Origin of the sequence: Sphingobium sp. SA2, assembly GCF_032227065.1 — a bacterium.
GTDB lineage: Bacteria > Pseudomonadota > Alphaproteobacteria > Sphingomonadales > Sphingomonadaceae > Sphingobium.
Window position 1 is genome coordinate 411362 of the sequence record NZ_JAPMXX010000006.1, and the last position, 15803, is coordinate 427164.

17 protein-coding genes are annotated in these 15803 nt (G+C 65.0%); 9 read left to right on the forward strand and 8 right to left on the reverse strand.

Annotation, left to right across the window (positions count from 1 at the left end; translation table 11 throughout):
- Positions 1 to 36 precede the first annotated feature (36 nt).
- On the forward strand, positions 37 to 192 hold the full coding sequence (locus OVY48_RS09480; RefSeq protein WP_313922659.1) for a hypothetical protein: 156 nt from the start codon (positions 37 to 39) through the stop codon (positions 190 to 192).
- Here OVY48_RS09480 and OVY48_RS09485 read toward each other — a convergent pair.
- Positions 189 to 1085, reverse strand: coding sequence for an EamA family transporter (locus tag OVY48_RS09485; RefSeq protein ID WP_313922660.1), 897 nt, complete (start codon positions 1083 to 1085; stop codon positions 189 to 191). The two genes, OVY48_RS09480 and OVY48_RS09485, sit on opposite strands and share 4 nt — an antisense overlap.
- Entirely contained in the window at positions 1078 to 2097 is a 1020-nt protein-coding gene (locus OVY48_RS09490; RefSeq protein ID WP_313922661.1) for a beta-eliminating lyase-related protein, read from the reverse strand. The genes OVY48_RS09485 and OVY48_RS09490 overlap by 8 nt, the downstream gene beginning before the upstream one ends.
- Positions 2098 to 2235: 138 nt before the next feature.
- Here OVY48_RS09490 and OVY48_RS09495 point away from each other — a divergent pair, with 138 nt between their 5' ends.
- Entirely contained in the window at positions 2236 to 3327 is a 1092-nt protein-coding gene (locus tag OVY48_RS09495) for a branched-chain amino acid aminotransferase (RefSeq protein WP_313922662.1), read from the forward strand.
- An 85-nt stretch (positions 3328 to 3412) separates the two neighbouring features.
- The gene (locus OVY48_RS09500) at positions 3413 to 4624 is read left to right on the forward strand and encodes a UbiH/UbiF/VisC/COQ6 family ubiquinone biosynthesis hydroxylase (RefSeq protein ID WP_313922663.1); all 1212 of its coding nucleotides are present in this window, start codon (positions 3413 to 3415) and stop codon (positions 4622 to 4624) included.
- Positions 4625 to 4631: 7 nt separating this feature from the next.
- On the opposite strand, the gene queF is transcribed toward OVY48_RS09500, so the two are convergent.
- Both queF and OVY48_RS09510 read right to left on the reverse strand, forming a co-directional pair.
- Positions 4632 to 5093 carry a preQ(1) synthase gene (gene queF, locus OVY48_RS09505; RefSeq protein ID WP_313922664.1) on the reverse strand — a complete coding sequence of 154 codons (462 nt, stop codon included), beginning with the start codon at positions 5091 to 5093 and terminating at the stop codon, positions 4632 to 4634.
- 72 nt (positions 5094 to 5165) lie between these two features.
- Entirely contained in the window at positions 5166 to 5684 is a 519-nt protein-coding gene (locus tag OVY48_RS09510) for a hypothetical protein (protein WP_313922665.1), read from the reverse strand.
- Positions 5685 to 5884: 200 nt separating this feature from the next.
- Here OVY48_RS09510 and OVY48_RS09515 point away from each other — a divergent pair, with 200 nt between their 5' ends.
- From OVY48_RS09515 to OVY48_RS09535, 5 genes are all read left to right on the forward strand, one after another.
- Positions 5885 to 6379: a hypothetical protein gene (locus OVY48_RS09515; RefSeq protein WP_313922666.1), complete on the forward strand. Its 495-nt coding sequence runs from the start codon at positions 5885 to 5887 to the stop codon at positions 6377 to 6379.
- 69 nt (positions 6380 to 6448) lie between these two features.
- Positions 6449 to 7294 carry a 3-mercaptopyruvate sulfurtransferase gene (gene sseA, locus OVY48_RS09520; protein WP_313922667.1) on the forward strand — a complete coding sequence of 282 codons (846 nt, stop codon included), beginning with the start codon at positions 6449 to 6451 and terminating at the stop codon, positions 7292 to 7294.
- Positions 7291 to 8496, forward strand: a complete 1206-nt coding sequence (metC, locus tag OVY48_RS09525; protein ID WP_313922668.1) for a cystathionine beta-lyase — start codon at positions 7291 to 7293, stop codon at positions 8494 to 8496. The genes sseA and metC overlap by 4 nt, the downstream gene beginning before the upstream one ends.
- Entirely contained in the window at positions 8493 to 9749 is a 1257-nt protein-coding gene (locus OVY48_RS09530) for a mechanosensitive ion channel family protein (RefSeq protein WP_313922669.1), read from the forward strand. The genes metC and OVY48_RS09530 overlap by 4 nt, the downstream gene beginning before the upstream one ends.
- A 45-nt stretch (positions 9750 to 9794) precedes the next feature.
- Complete coding sequence (locus OVY48_RS09535; RefSeq protein WP_313922670.1) at positions 9795 to 10331, forward strand: sterol desaturase family protein; 537 nt, start codon at positions 9795 to 9797, stop codon at positions 10329 to 10331.
- Here OVY48_RS09535 and OVY48_RS09540 read toward each other — a convergent pair.
- From OVY48_RS09540 to OVY48_RS09555, 4 genes are all read right to left on the reverse strand, one after another.
- Complete coding sequence (locus tag OVY48_RS09540; protein ID WP_313922671.1) at positions 10300 to 10791, reverse strand: hypothetical protein; 492 nt, start codon at positions 10789 to 10791, stop codon at positions 10300 to 10302. The genes OVY48_RS09535 and OVY48_RS09540 overlap by 32 nt on opposite strands.
- A 65-nt stretch (positions 10792 to 10856) precedes the next feature.
- Complete coding sequence (locus OVY48_RS09545) at positions 10857 to 11264, reverse strand: SufE family protein (protein WP_069065851.1); 408 nt, start codon at positions 11262 to 11264, stop codon at positions 10857 to 10859.
- Positions 11265 to 11312: 48 nt separating this feature from the next.
- Entirely contained in the window at positions 11313 to 12572 is a 1260-nt protein-coding gene (locus tag OVY48_RS09550) for an MFS transporter (RefSeq protein ID WP_313922674.1), read from the reverse strand.
- A gap of 94 nt (positions 12573 to 12666) precedes the next feature.
- Positions 12667 to 15021, reverse strand: a complete 2355-nt coding sequence (locus OVY48_RS09555) for a TonB-dependent receptor (protein ID WP_313922675.1) — start codon at positions 15019 to 15021, stop codon at positions 12667 to 12669.
- Positions 15022 to 15183: 162 nt separating this feature from the next.
- Between OVY48_RS09555 and OVY48_RS09560 the strand changes: the two genes are divergently transcribed.
- Positions 15184 to 15798 carry a TetR/AcrR family transcriptional regulator gene (locus OVY48_RS09560; protein WP_313922677.1) on the forward strand — a complete coding sequence of 205 codons (615 nt, stop codon included), beginning with the start codon at positions 15184 to 15186 and terminating at the stop codon, positions 15796 to 15798.
- Positions 15799 to 15803: the final 5 nt, after the last annotated feature.

Sequence of the window (15803 nt, forward strand, 5' to 3'; positions counted from 1 at the left end):
AAGAGGGCCTTGCCGCAACACAGCAGGACGCCCCCGATGGACAGTATCGAAACCGCCTTCACCGCGCTTAGCCGCCGCATGACCCGCCTGTCCCCGCCCACGCCGATCGCAAGCGTCCAGCCGACGCTGTCCAGCCTGATCGACCGGGTCAATGCCGCCAAGCAACAGTATCAGCCAGGCCTGCGCCGCTAAGCCTTTTTCGCGCGCAACGCGATCACCATGCCGACGACCGCCAACAGCGCGCCCGCCGCCGCAAGCCCGGTCCAGCGATAGCCCTCGACCAGCGTCGAAATCAGCATCGCGATGACCGGGATCAACACCGCCGTATAGGCCGCCCGCCCCGCACCCAATCGCTGGATCAGCCGGAAATAGAGCGGGAAGGTGACCACCGATCCCGCCAAAGCCAGCCAGCCTATGCCCAACAGATAGGTGAGGCGCGGTTCGATCACCGGTGGTCCGGTCGTGACCCAGGCGAACAGCGCGTTGATCCCCGCCCCGATCAGCATCGCCCAGGCCAGCATCGCCACCATCGGCAGCCGCCGTGCGATATCCATGCCCTGCATCACATTGGCGGCCGAAGCGCTGAACAGCCCGATGACCGAAAAGCCGACGCCCAAAAGAATCTTGTCCGGATCGACGCTCGCCGCCCGATATTCATGCACCAACATCATCGCAATACCGGTCATGGCTACCGCCGATCCGGCGATGAAAGCGCGGCTGACCGGCTGACGAAACACGATCCACGCCAGAATCGAATTGGGGATCAGCAGCATGGCGTAGAAAACCGCAACGACGCCGGATGTCAGATGCTCTTCGGCGCGATAAACGAAGTTGAAGTTCAGCACGAATTGCGCCGTCCCCAGCAAGGCCGCGAACAGCATCCCAGCCCCACCGATCCGCAGCGATACGCCGCGCATCCGCGCAAAGGCCATCATCGCAACCCCGGCCAGCGCGAAACGATAGCAGACCGACCAGCTGGTGGGCACGCTGCCCAACTGATCGCGAATGACGATCCAGGTCGAACTCCAGATCAGCGTGACGAGGATGAAGGGCAGGACGATGCCGCCCCGATCGTCGTCAGCCATGGTCGAGCCTGCGCAGCGCATCCGCGAGCGGCGCGACACTGGCCGCATCCTGCGACCAGTTGGTGACGATCCGCGCCGCGCCCGCGCCCCAATCATAGAAATCGAACCCCTGCACGCGCAAAGCCGCCGCTTCCGACGCTGAAAGCCGCAGGAACAATTCGTTCGCCTCGACGGAATGCAGCAACCGCCCCGTCGCCGCCGCGGCCAGCGCCTGCGCGGCGGCATTGGCGGCGCTGGCATTGGCCAGCCACAGCCCATCCTCGACCATCGCCAATATCTGCGCGGCGAGGTAGCGGCCCTTGGAAAATAAGTGGCCCGACCGCTTGCGCCAGCGCATCGCTTCTGCGGCCCGGCGCTCTCGCTCCGCCCCGAAGAAGAGCAGCGCTTCGCCCACCATCCCGCCATTTTTGACGCAGCCGAAACTCAGCGCATCGACGCCAGCGCGCCAGGTGACGTCGGCGGGCGCGCAGCCCAGGAAAGCCACCGCATTGGCGAACCGCGCCCCATCCATGTGAAAGCCCAACCCATGCGCGCGCGCAATGGACCCCAGCGCCGCCACCTCGTCGGGGGTATAGACGCGACCATATTCGGTGGCATTGGTGATGCTGATCGCGCGCGCGGGCACTTGATGCACATCCGGGCGAATCGCCGCCAACCGCTCCGCCACCACGTCCGGCGTCAATTTCGCGCCCTCGCCCGGCAGCGGCATCAGGCTCGCGCCATGGGTAAAGAACCCCGGCGCACCACATTCGTCGACGACGATATGCGCCTCGTCATGGCAGAGGATGCCGCCATAGGGCGGGCACAGACAGGCCAGCGCGATGCTGTTCGCCGCCGTACCGGTCGCCACCCACAACGCGCTGACCGGCGTTTCGAACAGATCGCCAAAGGCCGCGTCGAGCCGCGCGCTCCACTGGTCGCCATCATAGCCATGGTCCTCCCGGTCGGCGGCGGCGATCGCAGCTATGACGGGCGGGCAAAGCGGGGTGGCGTTGTCGGAGAAAAAATGCATGGGCCAGCGTTAGCGAGGCTATGGCCCAGCGCCAAGAGGCCAGCTTGGCGCAAGCGGCCCGATGGGTCAGCATAGGTGACGTTGTTTCCCGCCCCGCTTTGTGACATAGGCAGCCCGTCCAACCCAAGGAGACAGATTATGGACGGCCAGCATAGTTCGCGTTTCACCGTTACCCGCAGCAGCAAGACTGTGGCGGCGAACGAGCGCGCCACCCTGCTGGAGGATCCCGGTTTCGGCCGCCTCTTCACCGACCATATGGTGACGATCCGCTATACCGAGGGCGAGGGCTGGCACAGCCACAGCGTCGGTCCGCGTGAACCATTTCAGATCGACCCGGCCTGCGCCGTGCTGCATTATGCCCAGGAAATCTTCGAAGGCATGAAGGCCTACCGCCTTGCCGACGGCAGCATCGCCATGTTCCGGCCGGAGGAAAATGCCCGCCGCTTCGCGCAATCGGCCGAGCGGTTGGCGATGCCCGAAATCCCCGAAGACCTGTTCCTCGAAGCAGTCGCGGAGCTGGTGAAGATCGACGCGGACTGGATTCCGAGCGGCGAAGGCAGCCTTTATCTGCGCCCCTTCCTGTTCGCGAGCGAGGCCTTCCTCGGCGTGCGCCCGTCGAAGGAATATATTTTCTGCGTCATCGCTTCGCCGGCCGGGGCCTATTTCAAGGGCGGCAAGAAGGCCGTGACCCTGTGGGTGTCCGAACATTATACCCGCGCCGCGCGCGGCGGCACGGGTGCGGCCAAATGCGGCGGCAACTATGCCGCCAGCCTGGTCGCGCAGAAGGAAGCGACCGAGCAGGGCTGCGATCAGGTCGTCTTCCTCGATGCCGCCGAAAATAAGTGGGTCGAGGAATTGGGCGGCATGAACGTCTTTTTCGTGATGGAGGATGGCTCGATCGTCACCCCGCCGCTGACCGGCACGATCCTGCCCGGCATCACCCGTAACAGCATCATCACCCTTGCGCGCGCCAAGGGCCATGATGTGCGCGAAGAGCCCTACAGCTTTGCCCAATGGCGCGCCGATGCCGCCAGTGGCACATTGCGCGAGGCCTTCGCCTGCGGCACGGCGGCGGTTGTCACCGCGATCGGCACGGTCAGGAGCAAGGATGGTGACTTCACCATCGGCAATGGCGATGGCGGCCTCGTCACCGAAAGCCTGCGCGGCGAACTGACCGGCATACAGCGCGGGACCGTCGCCGATCCGGCCGGTTGGGTGCATATCGTCTGAGGTGATCAGGCTTGGCCCCTGCCCTTTTGGGCGAGCGGGCCAGCCATCGCTTTTCAAGTCGGCCCCGACCGCCTAGACAGGGGCCATGGAACGCTTCGACGTCGTGATATTGGGTGGCGGCCTTGTCGGCCTGACCCTTGGCATAGCTCTTTCCGGCCATGGCGTACGCACCGCCATCGTCGATCCCGCCGATCCGGTGGATACCACCGCCAGCGGTTTCGACGGCCGCGTCTCGGCCATCTCCTCGACCAGTTGCGCCATGCTCTCGGCGATCGGGGTCATGCCCTTCCTCGATGGCAAGGGCTGCCCGATCGACCGCATCTGGGTCAGTGACGGGCTAGAACCCGGCGCGCTCGATTTCGTGCCGGACGCCGACGATGACGGCGTGATGGGCACCATGTTCCCCAACCGCGACTTGCGCGTCGCTTTGGAAAAAGCCGCCCAACGGGCGACAAACCTCACTCGCTACCAGCCCGACCGCGCGACCCATGTCGATCGCAACGAGGATGGCGTCGTACTGACGCTGGCCAGCGGCGCGACGATCCGCGGCGCGCTGCTGGTCGCGGCGGAGGGGCGCAACAGCCCGACTCGCGAGGCGGCGGGCATCCGCACCACCCGTTGGCAATATAGCCACACCGCCATGGTCAGCGCGATCGACCATGACGTGCCGCACGGCAACACCGCTTATGAGATTTTCTATGTCGGCGGCCCCTTCGCGCTGCTGCCGATGCTGCCGGGCACCCGCTCCGCAATCGTGTGGACCGTGCCGAGCGAACAAGCGCCCGCCATGCTCAAACTGTCCGAACGCGCCTGGCTCGCCGAAGCACAGAAGCGCATCGGCGGTTTCCTGGGCGAAATCCGCATGGCTGGCCCCCGCTCCTCCTATCCGCTGGGCTTCCATCATGCCGCCCGCATCACCGACACGCGGCTGGCGCTGGTCGGCGACAGCGCCCATGCGATCCACCCGATAGCGGGCCAGGGACTGAACCTGGGACTCCGCGACGTCGCCGCGCTGGTCGAAGTGTTGGTCGACGGCATGCGCCTCGGCCTTGATCCGGGCGATGCGCAATTGCTCGCGCGCTATCAGCGCTGGCGCGGGCTGGACGCGATCATGACCAGCGTCGCGATGGACGGCCTCGTGCGCCTGTTCGACATTCCCGGTCGCTTGCCCAAGCTGGCGCGGCGCGCGGGCCTTGCAGCGGTGCAGCGCACCTCGTTGCTCAAGGGGCGCTTCATGGCCGAAGCACGCGGCCAGTCCGGGGCGCTCCCCCGGCTACTAACCGGCGAACTGGTCTGATCGGCGCTCAGCCCCGGCCGCGATAGCCGGGGACATCCTGCGCGGGCAGCCACAGCCCCGCAGGCGGTTCGCCCGATTGCCAGAAAACGTCGATCGGGATGCCGCCGCGCGGATACCAATAGCCGCCGATTCGTAGCCAAATGGGGTTCATTTCGGCGAACAGCCGCTCGCCAATCCCCACCGTGCAATCCTCATGGAAGGCCGCATGGTTGCGGAACGCCCCCAGGAATAGTTTGAGCGACTTGGATTCAACGATCGTCGCGGCGGGCGCATAGTCGATCACCAGATGGGCGAAGTCGGGCTGGCCGGTCACCGGGCAGAGCGAGGTGAATTCGGGCGCGGTAAAGCGCACCAGATAGGGTTTGCCCGGTCGCGGATTGGGCACATAATCGAGGATCGCGGCTTCCGGGGTGGCGGGAAGCGCGCTAGTCTGGCCCAGATGGAGCGGGGTTTGGCTAAGGTCGGTCATGCGCCCCCCTTACGCGATTGCCCGCCCGCTGTCATCGGTCCAACGGGGCAGGCGACGTTGTTCACTTGCCATTCAGCGCGGCTTGTGCCTTGGCCACCATATGGGGTCTGTTCGTTCACTTATGCTCGCCGCGCCGCTTCTGTTGGCCGCGCCCGTCCATGCCCAGCAAGCCGACGAGCCTGCGCCGGGCAGTTTCAGCCTGCCGCCGTCGCGAACAGCGCCGCCGGTCGATACCCGTCGACAGGGGCCGGAACTGGATGTTTTCCGCGCGCCCAACACCCCGGTCGCGCCGCCCCCCATCGTCGCGCCGACCGTGACGCCGCCACCTGTTGCCGTACCGGTCCCGTCCCCGGCACAGCCAGCCGCGCGGCAGCCCACCCGGCCGACCGAAACCCGCCCTGCGCCAAAACCCGCCCCCCGCGCCGAACCGGAAGCGGAACCGGCAAATGACAGCGCGCCGACACCAGAGGCACCCCCGGCTGAACCTGTAGTCAACCAGACCGCACCCACCGTCACACCGCCCCCAGCGGCAACGCCCGCGCCAACCGCCGGCCCGGCCAGCGCCGATACGACGCCCTGGGGCTGGATCATTGCTGGTCTGATTGCCCTCGCGGCCATCGCCGCCGCCCTGTTGTTGCGTCGCCGTCGTTCGCCCGTCGAAGCCGAGACGGTCGAAGCAGAACCCGCCGATCAGCCCTTCACCGCGCCTCCCCCCCCACCAGCACCGCCCCCCCGCACCTGTCGCGCCGCCCCCCCCTGCCCCTGTCGACACCGACCGGGCCTGGATCGACATGCAACTTGTCGTGACGCAGGCGCGCTATTCGCTGATGGGCGTCACCATTGCCTATGGTCTGTTGCTGCACAATCGCGGGTCGCTTGCCGCGCAGGACGTGCTGGTGCGCGGTATCATCGGCAATGGCGGCGCGAACCAGCAGGCGTTGCTCGACGGCTTCTTCATTGGCGAAACCGGCCTGCCGCTCCATGCCGCCGTCGCGCTCGCACCGGGCGAAACCCTGCGGCTGGACGGCGAACTGCGCCTTGCACCCGATCAGATCGTGCCAGTGCCCATGGGCGATCGCAGCCTGCTGATCCCGATCGCCGCCTTCGACGTGACCTATCAATTCAATGACGCAGCGGACGACAAGGGCCGCACCGCCCGCGCCTTCATCGTCGGGCAGGAGCAGGAGCCACCCGCCGAGCGCCTCGCGCCGCTGCGCTTCGACCAGGGGCCGCGCCAATATCGCCGCCCGGCAGCCCGCGCCGCCGCCGAACTGCCACCGCGCTAAGCGTGGCCCTTTCCAGCCCCCGCCCCCCGGCCTAGAAGGGGCGGCAAGACGCAGGCCATAGGGGACCGCATGACTATTTTCGTATCCACCGACTGGCTCGCCGCGCATCTGGGCGCGCCGGACCTCTGCATCCTCGACGCCAGCCTGTTCCTGCCCGGCACGCCACGCGATCCGCTCGCGGAATATGCAGCCGCGCACATCCCCGGTGCCGTGTTTATGGACCTGGCGACGCTCAACGACCCGGACGACGCGACGCCGGGGATGCTCCCGCCCGATGCGCTGATGACGCAACGCTGCCAGGCGCTGGGGATCAATCCCCACAGCCGGATCATCGTCTATGACAATCGCCCGCTGCATAGTGCAGCGCGCGGATGGTGGATGATGCGCCTCTATGGCCTGGGCGCGTCGGTCGCGATCCTCGACGGCGGCCTGCCCAAATGGGTGGCGGAAGGTCGCCCGACCGAGGCTGGCATCGTCACGCCCACCGCTGGCACCGCCATCGCCCGCCGCGCGGCCGGACAGGTAAGGACCAAGGCGGACCTGATCGCCAATCTCGCCACCGGCGCGGAACAAATACTCGACGCGCGCGGCGCTGGACGCTTCACCGGTGCCGAAGCCGAACCGCGCCCTGGCATGGCGTCGGGCCATATCCCCGGATCGCGCAACCTGCCCTCCCCGTCTCTGTTCAATTCCGACAATAGCATGAAGTCGGGCGACGAATTGCGCGCTCTCTATGCCGTCGCCGGGGTCGATTTCGACCGCCCGGTCATCACCAGTTGCGGCAGTGGCGTCACCGCCGCAATCCTGCTCGCCGGACTGGAGTCGCTCGGCAAGGACGATGTGACCCTCTATGACGGCAGTTGGTCCGAATGGGGTTTCGATCCCGCCACGCCCAAGGCGACCGGCCCGGCATGAGCGACGACCGCAAGCTATTGACGAAGCTGGTGCAGGCCGGGCGCAAGCCCGAATGGACCGGCATGCCCGGCCAGCCCGGCGGCATCGTCAGCCCGCCGGTCTGGCGCGCCTCGACCATCCTCTATGACGATGTCGCCCATCTGCGAAAGGCCGCGGGCAGCAGTACGCATGAACGTCTCTTCTACGGGCGCAAGGGCACGCCGACCGCCTGGTCGCTTGCCGACGCGCTGACCGAAATGGAACCGGGCGCGGAAGGCACGATGCTCTTCCCGTCGGGCGTCGCGGCGATCGCCTGCGCGCTGATGGCGGTGCTGAAACCCGGCGACCGACTGCTGATGCCCGACAGCACCTATGATCCGACCCGTAATTTCTGCGACCAGATGCTCAATAGTTACGGTATCGAAACAATCTATTATGATCCGTGCGATGCTGTCCGGGTCGCTGTCCGTCTTGCCGATGAAAGGGTGCGGGCCATCTTCCTCGAAAGCCCCGGCAGCCTGACGTTCGAGGTGCAGGACATTCCCGCCATCACTGCCCTCGCGCGGGAACGGGGCATCGTCACCCTGCTCGACAACACCTGGGCAACGCCGCTCTTTTTCCCGGCAATGGCCCATGGCGTGGACATCACCATTCTGGCCTGCACCAAATATATCGTCGGCCATAGCGACGTGATGATGGGCAGCGTTACGGCGAACGCCCAATGGTTCGGCAAGGTCCGCCAGACCGCCTATCTGTTCGGCCAGATGACCAGCCCCGATGACGCCTGGCTCGCCGCGCGCGGCCTCCGCACGCTGGGCGTCCGGCTGCGCCAGCATCAGGATGGTGCCCTAGCCGTCGCCCATTGGCTCAAGGACCAGCCCGGCGTCGCGCGCGTGCTGCACCCCGCTTTGCCCGACTGCCCCGGCCATGCGCTGTGGCAGCGCGACTTTTCCGGCTCGACCGGCCTGTTCAGTTTCATCCTCGACGGCGGCGACGAAGCCGCCCGCGCCGCACTGATCGACGGCCTCGCCCATTTCGGCATCGGCTATAGCTGGGGCGGCTTTGAAAGCCTCGCTTTGCCGGTCGATCCCGCCCGCCACCGCACCGCAACCCGCTGGGAAGCAGAAGGGCCGATGGTGCGCCTGCATATCGGCCTGGAAGACCCCGACGACCTGATCGCCGATCTCGACGCAGGCCTGGCCCGCTTCCGGGCGGCGCGATGACGCTCAGCATCGCCTGGCTGCTCAACCGCGTGCCCGACAGCGGGGGGTTGATCCATCCGTTGATCGCGCTGGGCCTCGCGCTCCTGCTGCACCTCGCCGCGGCAGGCCTGTCGCGCCGGGTCGAACCGCGGCTGCGTGGTCCCATGGAAGCCTTGGGCGAGTCCTTCGCCAACCGGCTGCGCGCCATGTTGCGCTATGCTTTCTCGGCGCTGCTGATCGGGGTCGTCACTGCCTTCTGGCCCGCCGATTCGGTTGGGCATCTGGTGCTGGGCATCGGTCTTGGCCTCTCGGTCGCTTTGCTCGCTGGCTATGCGCTGCGCACCCTGTCCATCCCGCGATGGGCCACGCTGCCGCTGGCGCTCCTGCTGTTCCTGACGATCGTCTCCGGCACCAATGGCGGCCTCGCGCCCGTCGGCGCAACGCTGGACACGGTAGGGATCAGCCTCGGCAAACGCCGGGTCACGCTGCTCAGCCTGTTGTCGATCGCCGCCACCTGCGTCGCGCTGTTCGCGCTTGTCCGCCTCGCCAACAAGCTGATCGGCCGGTCGATCAGCCAGGCGGACGGTTTCGACCCCACCCAGAAGCTGCTGGCGCAGAAATTGGCCGCCATCGCCATCATCATCGCCGCCTTCTTCATCGGCGTCGATATGCTCGGCATCGACCTCACCGCCTTTGCCGTCTTTTCCGGCGCGCTCGGCCTCGCGGTCGGCTTTGGCCTACAAAAGACCTTCGGCAATCTGATCGCGGGCATCATCCTGTTGATGGACCGGTCGATCAAACCGGGCGACGTCATCGTCGTGGGGGACAGTTTCGGCTGGGTGAACAAGATCGGCGTGCGCGCCGTCAGCGTCATCACTCGCGACGGCAAGGAACATCTGATCCCCAACGAAAATCTTATGACGCAGGAGGTGGAGAACTGGTCCTATTCCGACCGCAATGTCCGCGTCCGCATTCCCGTCGGCATCGGCTACGATAGCGACCTCAAACTGGCCCAGGCGCTGATGCTGCAAGCTGCCGCCGAAAGCCCGCGCGTCTTGCGCAATCCCAAGCCCAATGTCTGGCTGACCGGCTTCGGCGAAAGCCGCGTCGAACATGACATATTGGTGTGGATCAGCGATCCGGAGGGCGGGGTCGGCAATGTGAAGTCCGATGTGCTGGGCCGCGTCTGGCAGCTCTTCCGCGACAATGGCATCACCATTCCCTATCCGCAGCGGGTCATCCATGGCGCGGCCGAGCTACCCCAAAAGCCGTAACTTTACGGGGTCGCTTCCATCGGCCTGCGCGCCTATATCAAGCCTATGAACCTTGTCCTGCTCCTGCTGATCTTCCTCGCTACGGTCATCGCGATGGAGGGTTTCGCCTATGTCATGCACCGCTGGATCATGCACGGTCCCGGCTGGTTCCTGCATGCCAGCCACCATCGCCCCCGCCTTGGCCGGTGGGAAGCCAATGACCTCTATTTCGTGATCTTCGCCCTGCCCTCCATCCTGCTGCTGCTAGGCGGCGTGCAATGGGGCTGGGGCGGCTGGGCAACGGCCATCGGTGCCGGGATCGCCGCCTATGGTGCCATCTATCTCGGCTTCCACGACATCATCGTGCATCAGCGTGTCAAAAACCGCTATGTCGCGCGCTCACCCTATATGAAGCGGATTGTCCAGGCCCACCGCCTGCATCATGTGGTCGAGACCAAGGAAGGCACGGTCAGCTTCGGCTTCCTCGTCGCCCCCCGCCCGGAGGATCTGAAGCGCGAACTCGCCCGCCGCAACCGCGCGGGCGTGCGCGCGCCCTCCGCTGCCGATCCGGTCACCCCGGCAGGTCAAGCCCCGCCACGTTGAACGAGAAAGGCGCGGTGTTGTTCTGCGGGCCGACCACCAGATCGACCTTCATCGTCTTGGCCTTCTCGATGACGTCATAGGCATTTTGCGACGGCATGATTTCGATGCCGTCCTTGGCATCGGTCATCCGTCCTTGCCAGCTATGCGTCTTGCCATCATCGCCCGTCGCGCTGACCATGCAAGCCGACAGGTCGCACTGGAATGGCGCGCCAACCAGCTTCACCGTCACCGTCTTTTCGCCATTGCTCATCGGCTGCACCAGCAGCACGGCGAAGGTGTCGGGCGCCGTCATCGTCGCGACCGTATTGGCGCTGCCGATATAGGCGACCTTCGCGGCATCGCCGGTCTCGCCTTCATATTTCCACGCCTGGCCGATCTGCTCGCGCTGGCTGGGTTCTTCGGGCTGCTGCGAACAGGCGGCCAACAATGCCATGGCCGTCATCATCAACGGGATGCGCATAGGCTCTCGTCCTTCCATCTGGTTACGGAAGGACAATGGTCGACGCCCCATGCGGGTTGCAGCGTTCAGCCGGTGTAGCGACCAGCCGTTTGCCGGATAAGGGCAATCATGTTGGGAATGCCCTGCGTCCGGTTGGAACTGAGCTGATTGCGCAGATCAAAGGGGGCTAGCGCGTCTTCGATATCCGCCGCGGCGATCGCGGCTGGCGGCTGGTCCTGCACCGTTTGCAGGACGAGCGCGATGATCCCCTTGGTGATCGCGGCATTGCTGTCCGCCAGGAAATGCAGCCGCCCATCGTCCAGTACGGTCGGATAGACCCATACGGCCGCCGAACAGCCTCGCACCAGCGTCGCATCGGTCTTGAGCGCGTCGGGCATGGGTTCGAGCGCGCGGCCAAGGTCGATCAGCAAGCGATAGCGGTCGTCCGCATCGAGAAACTGATATTCTTCTTGGATGTCGGCAAGGTTGGTCATGCCCGCCCCTATAGGGGGAAAAGGACGGCAGGTAAGCCCCCCACTTGGTCAGGCCGCCACCCAATCCTTGCGCAGCGCCCGACCGCCCAACGCCATGAACAGCCCGGCAAGCAGATAGAAGCCAAGCGCTGCGACGATGGCGTAGCGCAGCGCCTCGATCCCATAAGCCGGGGTCAGCGCGTCGGACAAAGCGCCGACGAACCAGCTTCCAAGCCCCAGCCCCACCAGATTGTTGATCAGCAGGAAACTCGCCGCCGCACTGGCACGCATATGCGCGGGGACGAGATGCTGCACGGCGGTCAGCACCGGACCGAGCCAGACATAGACCAGCGCCTGCGGCACGAGGAACAGCGCGAAAGCAACGCCGACACTGTCGGACAGCACGCCGACCACGAACAGCGGCATGCCAACCACATAGCTGATCGCGGGCACCCAGGCATAATAGGCCTTGTCCTTGCCACCCATCGCATCACCCAGCCAACCGCCCAGCAGCACGCCCGCGACCCCGCCGATGAGCAGCAGCCCGCCCAGAAACTGGCCCGCGCCCATCAGATCGAGGCCGAAGCTGCGCATCAGCAGGCTGGGCAACCAGAAAGCGACGCCATAGCCGCACATCGAACTGCACGCCGCACCCACCGCGAGGAACCAGAAGCTGCGTTTGGCCGCCAATATGCCGAACACCGCCGAAACCGGGGCAGCGTCGCTGGCTTGCACTGGCCGCACGGGTTCCCTCACCACCAGGCGAAAGACAGGCGCGATCAAAAGGCCAAGCAGGCCGACGACGATGAAGGCTGTGCGCCACTCCACGGTCTGGGCGATATAGCCGCCGAGCAGCACGCCGCCCGCCGAGCCCAGCGGAATGCCGAGCGAGTAAATGGACAGCGCCCGCGCCCGCTGATGCGCCGGGAAATAGTCGGAGATCACCGCATAGGATGGCGCGACCCCGCCCGCTTCGCCCACGCCCACGCCGATGCGGCACAGGAATAATTGCATGAAATTGCCCGCCAGCCCGCATAAAGCCGTAAAGCCGCTCCATACCGCAAGGCTGACGGTAATGACCCAGGTGCGGCTGGTGCGATCGGCCAGCAACGCCAGCGGGATCGCCAGCGTCGAATAGAGCAGCGCAAAGGCGATACCGCCCAGCGCCCCCAATTGCGTATCGCTCAGCCCCAGCTCCGCCTTGATCGGCCCGGCTAGGATGCCCAGGATCTGCCGATCGAGGAAGTTGAAGGTATAGACCAGCAACAGCATCGCCAGCACGACGCCGCGATAGGCGGGGGAAGCAGCGGAGGCGGATCGGTCGGTCATAGGGCTTTACCCATCTCCGTTCAGTTCGAGCTTGTCGAGAACCGTTGCGCAAGGGTTCTCGACAGGCGCGAACCGAACGGAGATGGGATGGAGATCAGAACTTGACCGTCCCCGTCAAAAACACCTGCCGGGGATTGCCGTAAAAGGCCGTCAGCGTGCCCTCGCGGCCAAGCGTTGGGGTCGGGAAACCGGCGGCATTGTTGATGATGGCCCCCGTCACCGCGTTGGCGGCAACGAACGTATAGCCCGACGTCTTATATTCCTTGTCCATCAGATTCTTGCCATGCAGGCCCAACGTCCAGCGATCGTCAGGCGCGGTATAGACGATGCTGGCGTCCCACAGCGCAAAACCCTTCTGGTCGATATAGGGGTTGGGAATCTCGAACTGATAGGTCTTGCTGCGCCACGAGACGCTGCTCGCCAGATAGAGGCTGCCCGCGCCGATCGGGGTCGTATAGCTCATCGTGCCGCTGGCGGTCCATTTTGGCGTATTCTGGACTTCGCGATTGGCCGCGACATCGGTCGGCACGCCGCCGATGTTGGTGATGTATTCGCGATATTCCGCGTCGATATAGCCGACCGCGGTCGACAGGTTCAGCCGGTCGCCCGGCGTCATCAGGTCGCGGCCCAGCCGCGCGGTGCTTTCAAACTCCAGCCCCTTGAACCGGGCCTTGCCCGCATTGGACACCACGCCGCAGAAGGAGGGCGTGGCGACGCCGCCGACGCTGACGGTGCAGGCGACGGACCCCGGAATCTGCACATCCTTATAGTCGGCATAGAAGCCCGCGACCGCGACATAGAGCGCGCCGTCGAGGAAATTACCCTTGTAGCCGACTTCATAGCTATCGACCTGTTCGGGCGCGAAGCTCAGGAACGACGCGATTTCATCGTCCTGCCGGATGCCGTCGCCATTAAGGTCAGGCGCATTGGTGCCGACGCCGCGCGGATCGAAGCCGCCGCCCTTGAACCCCTGCGAGAAGCTGGCGTAGATATTATGATCGGGTGTAGGCTTGTAGCTGATCGAGACGCGCGGGGTGAATTTCTTATATTCGCGCTCGCCGTTGAAATTGGTGCTGGGCGCGCCGAACGCCACGCCCGCGCCGCCGAACAAGGGCGACCCACCACCCAGATAGTTTTGCCGCAATATGTCGGCCCGGCGCTTGTCCCAGGTGTAGCGGCCACCGGCCGACAGGCTGAGCTGTTCCGTAATGTCGAAGGTAAAGTCACCGAACACGGCATAGGTTTCGGTGTCGACATCGGCCTGCGTATAGGCGGTCAGCCCCGCAACCGTCGTGAACAAGCGCACGTCGAACGCGGTGTCGGCCTTGGCATCGAGATAATAGAAGCCGACCATGCCGTGCAGCGGCCCCTGATCGTAGAGCAGCTGGAATTCTTGGCTCAGTTGCTCGTTGAAGTAGAAGGCGGGCACATCGACATCGACTGCGGGCAGCGCATCGAAATCGATCGGCGAGGCGCTGTCATCCTTGCGCCACGCACTGATCGACCGCAGCGTGACCGCGTCGCTCAGTTCGGCGGTGATGTTCATGGAAAGACCATAGGACTTCACATATTGTTTGGGATCAGTGAGGCCGCCGCGCGTGTCGAACACATCGTCCAGCACCGGCGCGCCCGACACTTGGCCGGGGATCAGCCGATGGCCACCGCGCGCGCTGCTATTATCCTTGGTATAATCGCCAGTGATCCGCATCAGCACGGGCTGGCCATAGCCACCCATTTCAAAGGTGGCGCGACCTGCCCAGATATCCTTGTTGTAATTTTCATCGCCGGTGGTGAGATTGTCACCAAAGCCACCACGCGACAGCCGAGCAAAGGCCCCGCCGACACGGATTAGGTCGCTCAACGGCGCCGACACGCTGATGATGCCATCAGCCTGGTCATAGCTGCCATAGGTGCCCTTGAGCTTGAGCGAAAATTCCTGCGGCAGCATTTTCGTCACATATTTGACCGCGCCGCCGATGGTGTTGCGCCCATAGAGCGTGCCCTGCGGCCCGCGCAGCACTTCGATCCGCTCGACATCGTAAATGTCGAGGATCGCACCCTGGGGCCGGTTGAGATAGACATCGTCGAGATAGATGCCCACGCCCTGTTCGAAGCCCGATACCGGGTCTTGCTGGCCGACGCCCCGGATGAAGGCGGTCAGCGTCGAATTGGTGCCGCGCGAGGCTTCCAGCGTGGTGTTGGGGGTCATGTTGGCAAGGTCGGTAATGTCGATCGCCCCGCCCCGTTCCAGCGCTTCGCCCGAAAAGGCGCTGACCGCGATCGGCACGCTGACCAGCGTTTCCTCGCGGCGCCGGGCGGTGACGACGATCGCACCCTCCTCCTCGACGGCCGGGACGGCGGCGTCCTGCGCAAGGGCAGGCATGGCCAGCGCACCGCTCCAGGCGGCGGAGGCAAGGGCGATGGCGCGGATGCTGAAATGGGCCTTCATGGTCGGTCCTCTCCTGAAAATGGGGTGCCCGGTCTGCCGGATCACTTTGCGTTGATCGATTCGATAATGAAAGTTGAACCATCTTTCAACTTCAAATAGAGAGGCGGAGACAAGGCCGGTTCAGTGCGGCAAAAAGAACACAGATTTTCGCAAGGAGTGGACATGGCCGAGGACGCCGCTGCCAAGGACGACAAGACGCCGCGCACCGCCAGGGGCGAGCGGACTCGCCGCGCATTGCTGGCGGCGGCAGCGGCCGAATTTGGCGAAAAGGGCTTTCACGACGGCTCGATCAGCGGCATCACCCGCCGCGCGGGCTGTGCGCTGGGCAGTTTCTACACCTATTTTGATAGCAAGGATGATATCTTCCGCGCGCTCGTCGCCGACATGTCCGGCCAGGTGCGCGATTATGTGTCCCCCCGTATCGCAGACGCCCGCGACGGGATCGACGCCGAGCGGATAGGCCTACTCAGCTTCCTGGAGTTTGCGCGCGAACATAAGGAAATTTATCGTATCATCGACGAAGCGGAGTTCGTCGATCAGGCCGCCTATCGCGCTCATTATGAAAATACGGCGTCCCGCATGACCGCCCGTCTGACCAAGGCGGCAGCACGCGGCGATGTCCGCGCCGATGTCGAGGAAGTCCATGCCTGGGCGATCATGGGCATGAACGTGTTTCTGGGCCTGCGTTTTGGCGTATGGGATGACAGCCGCCCGGCAGAGGAGGTCGCTGCCATCGCCAATGCATTGGTGGAACGGGGCATCGGCACGAAAATCTGACTAGG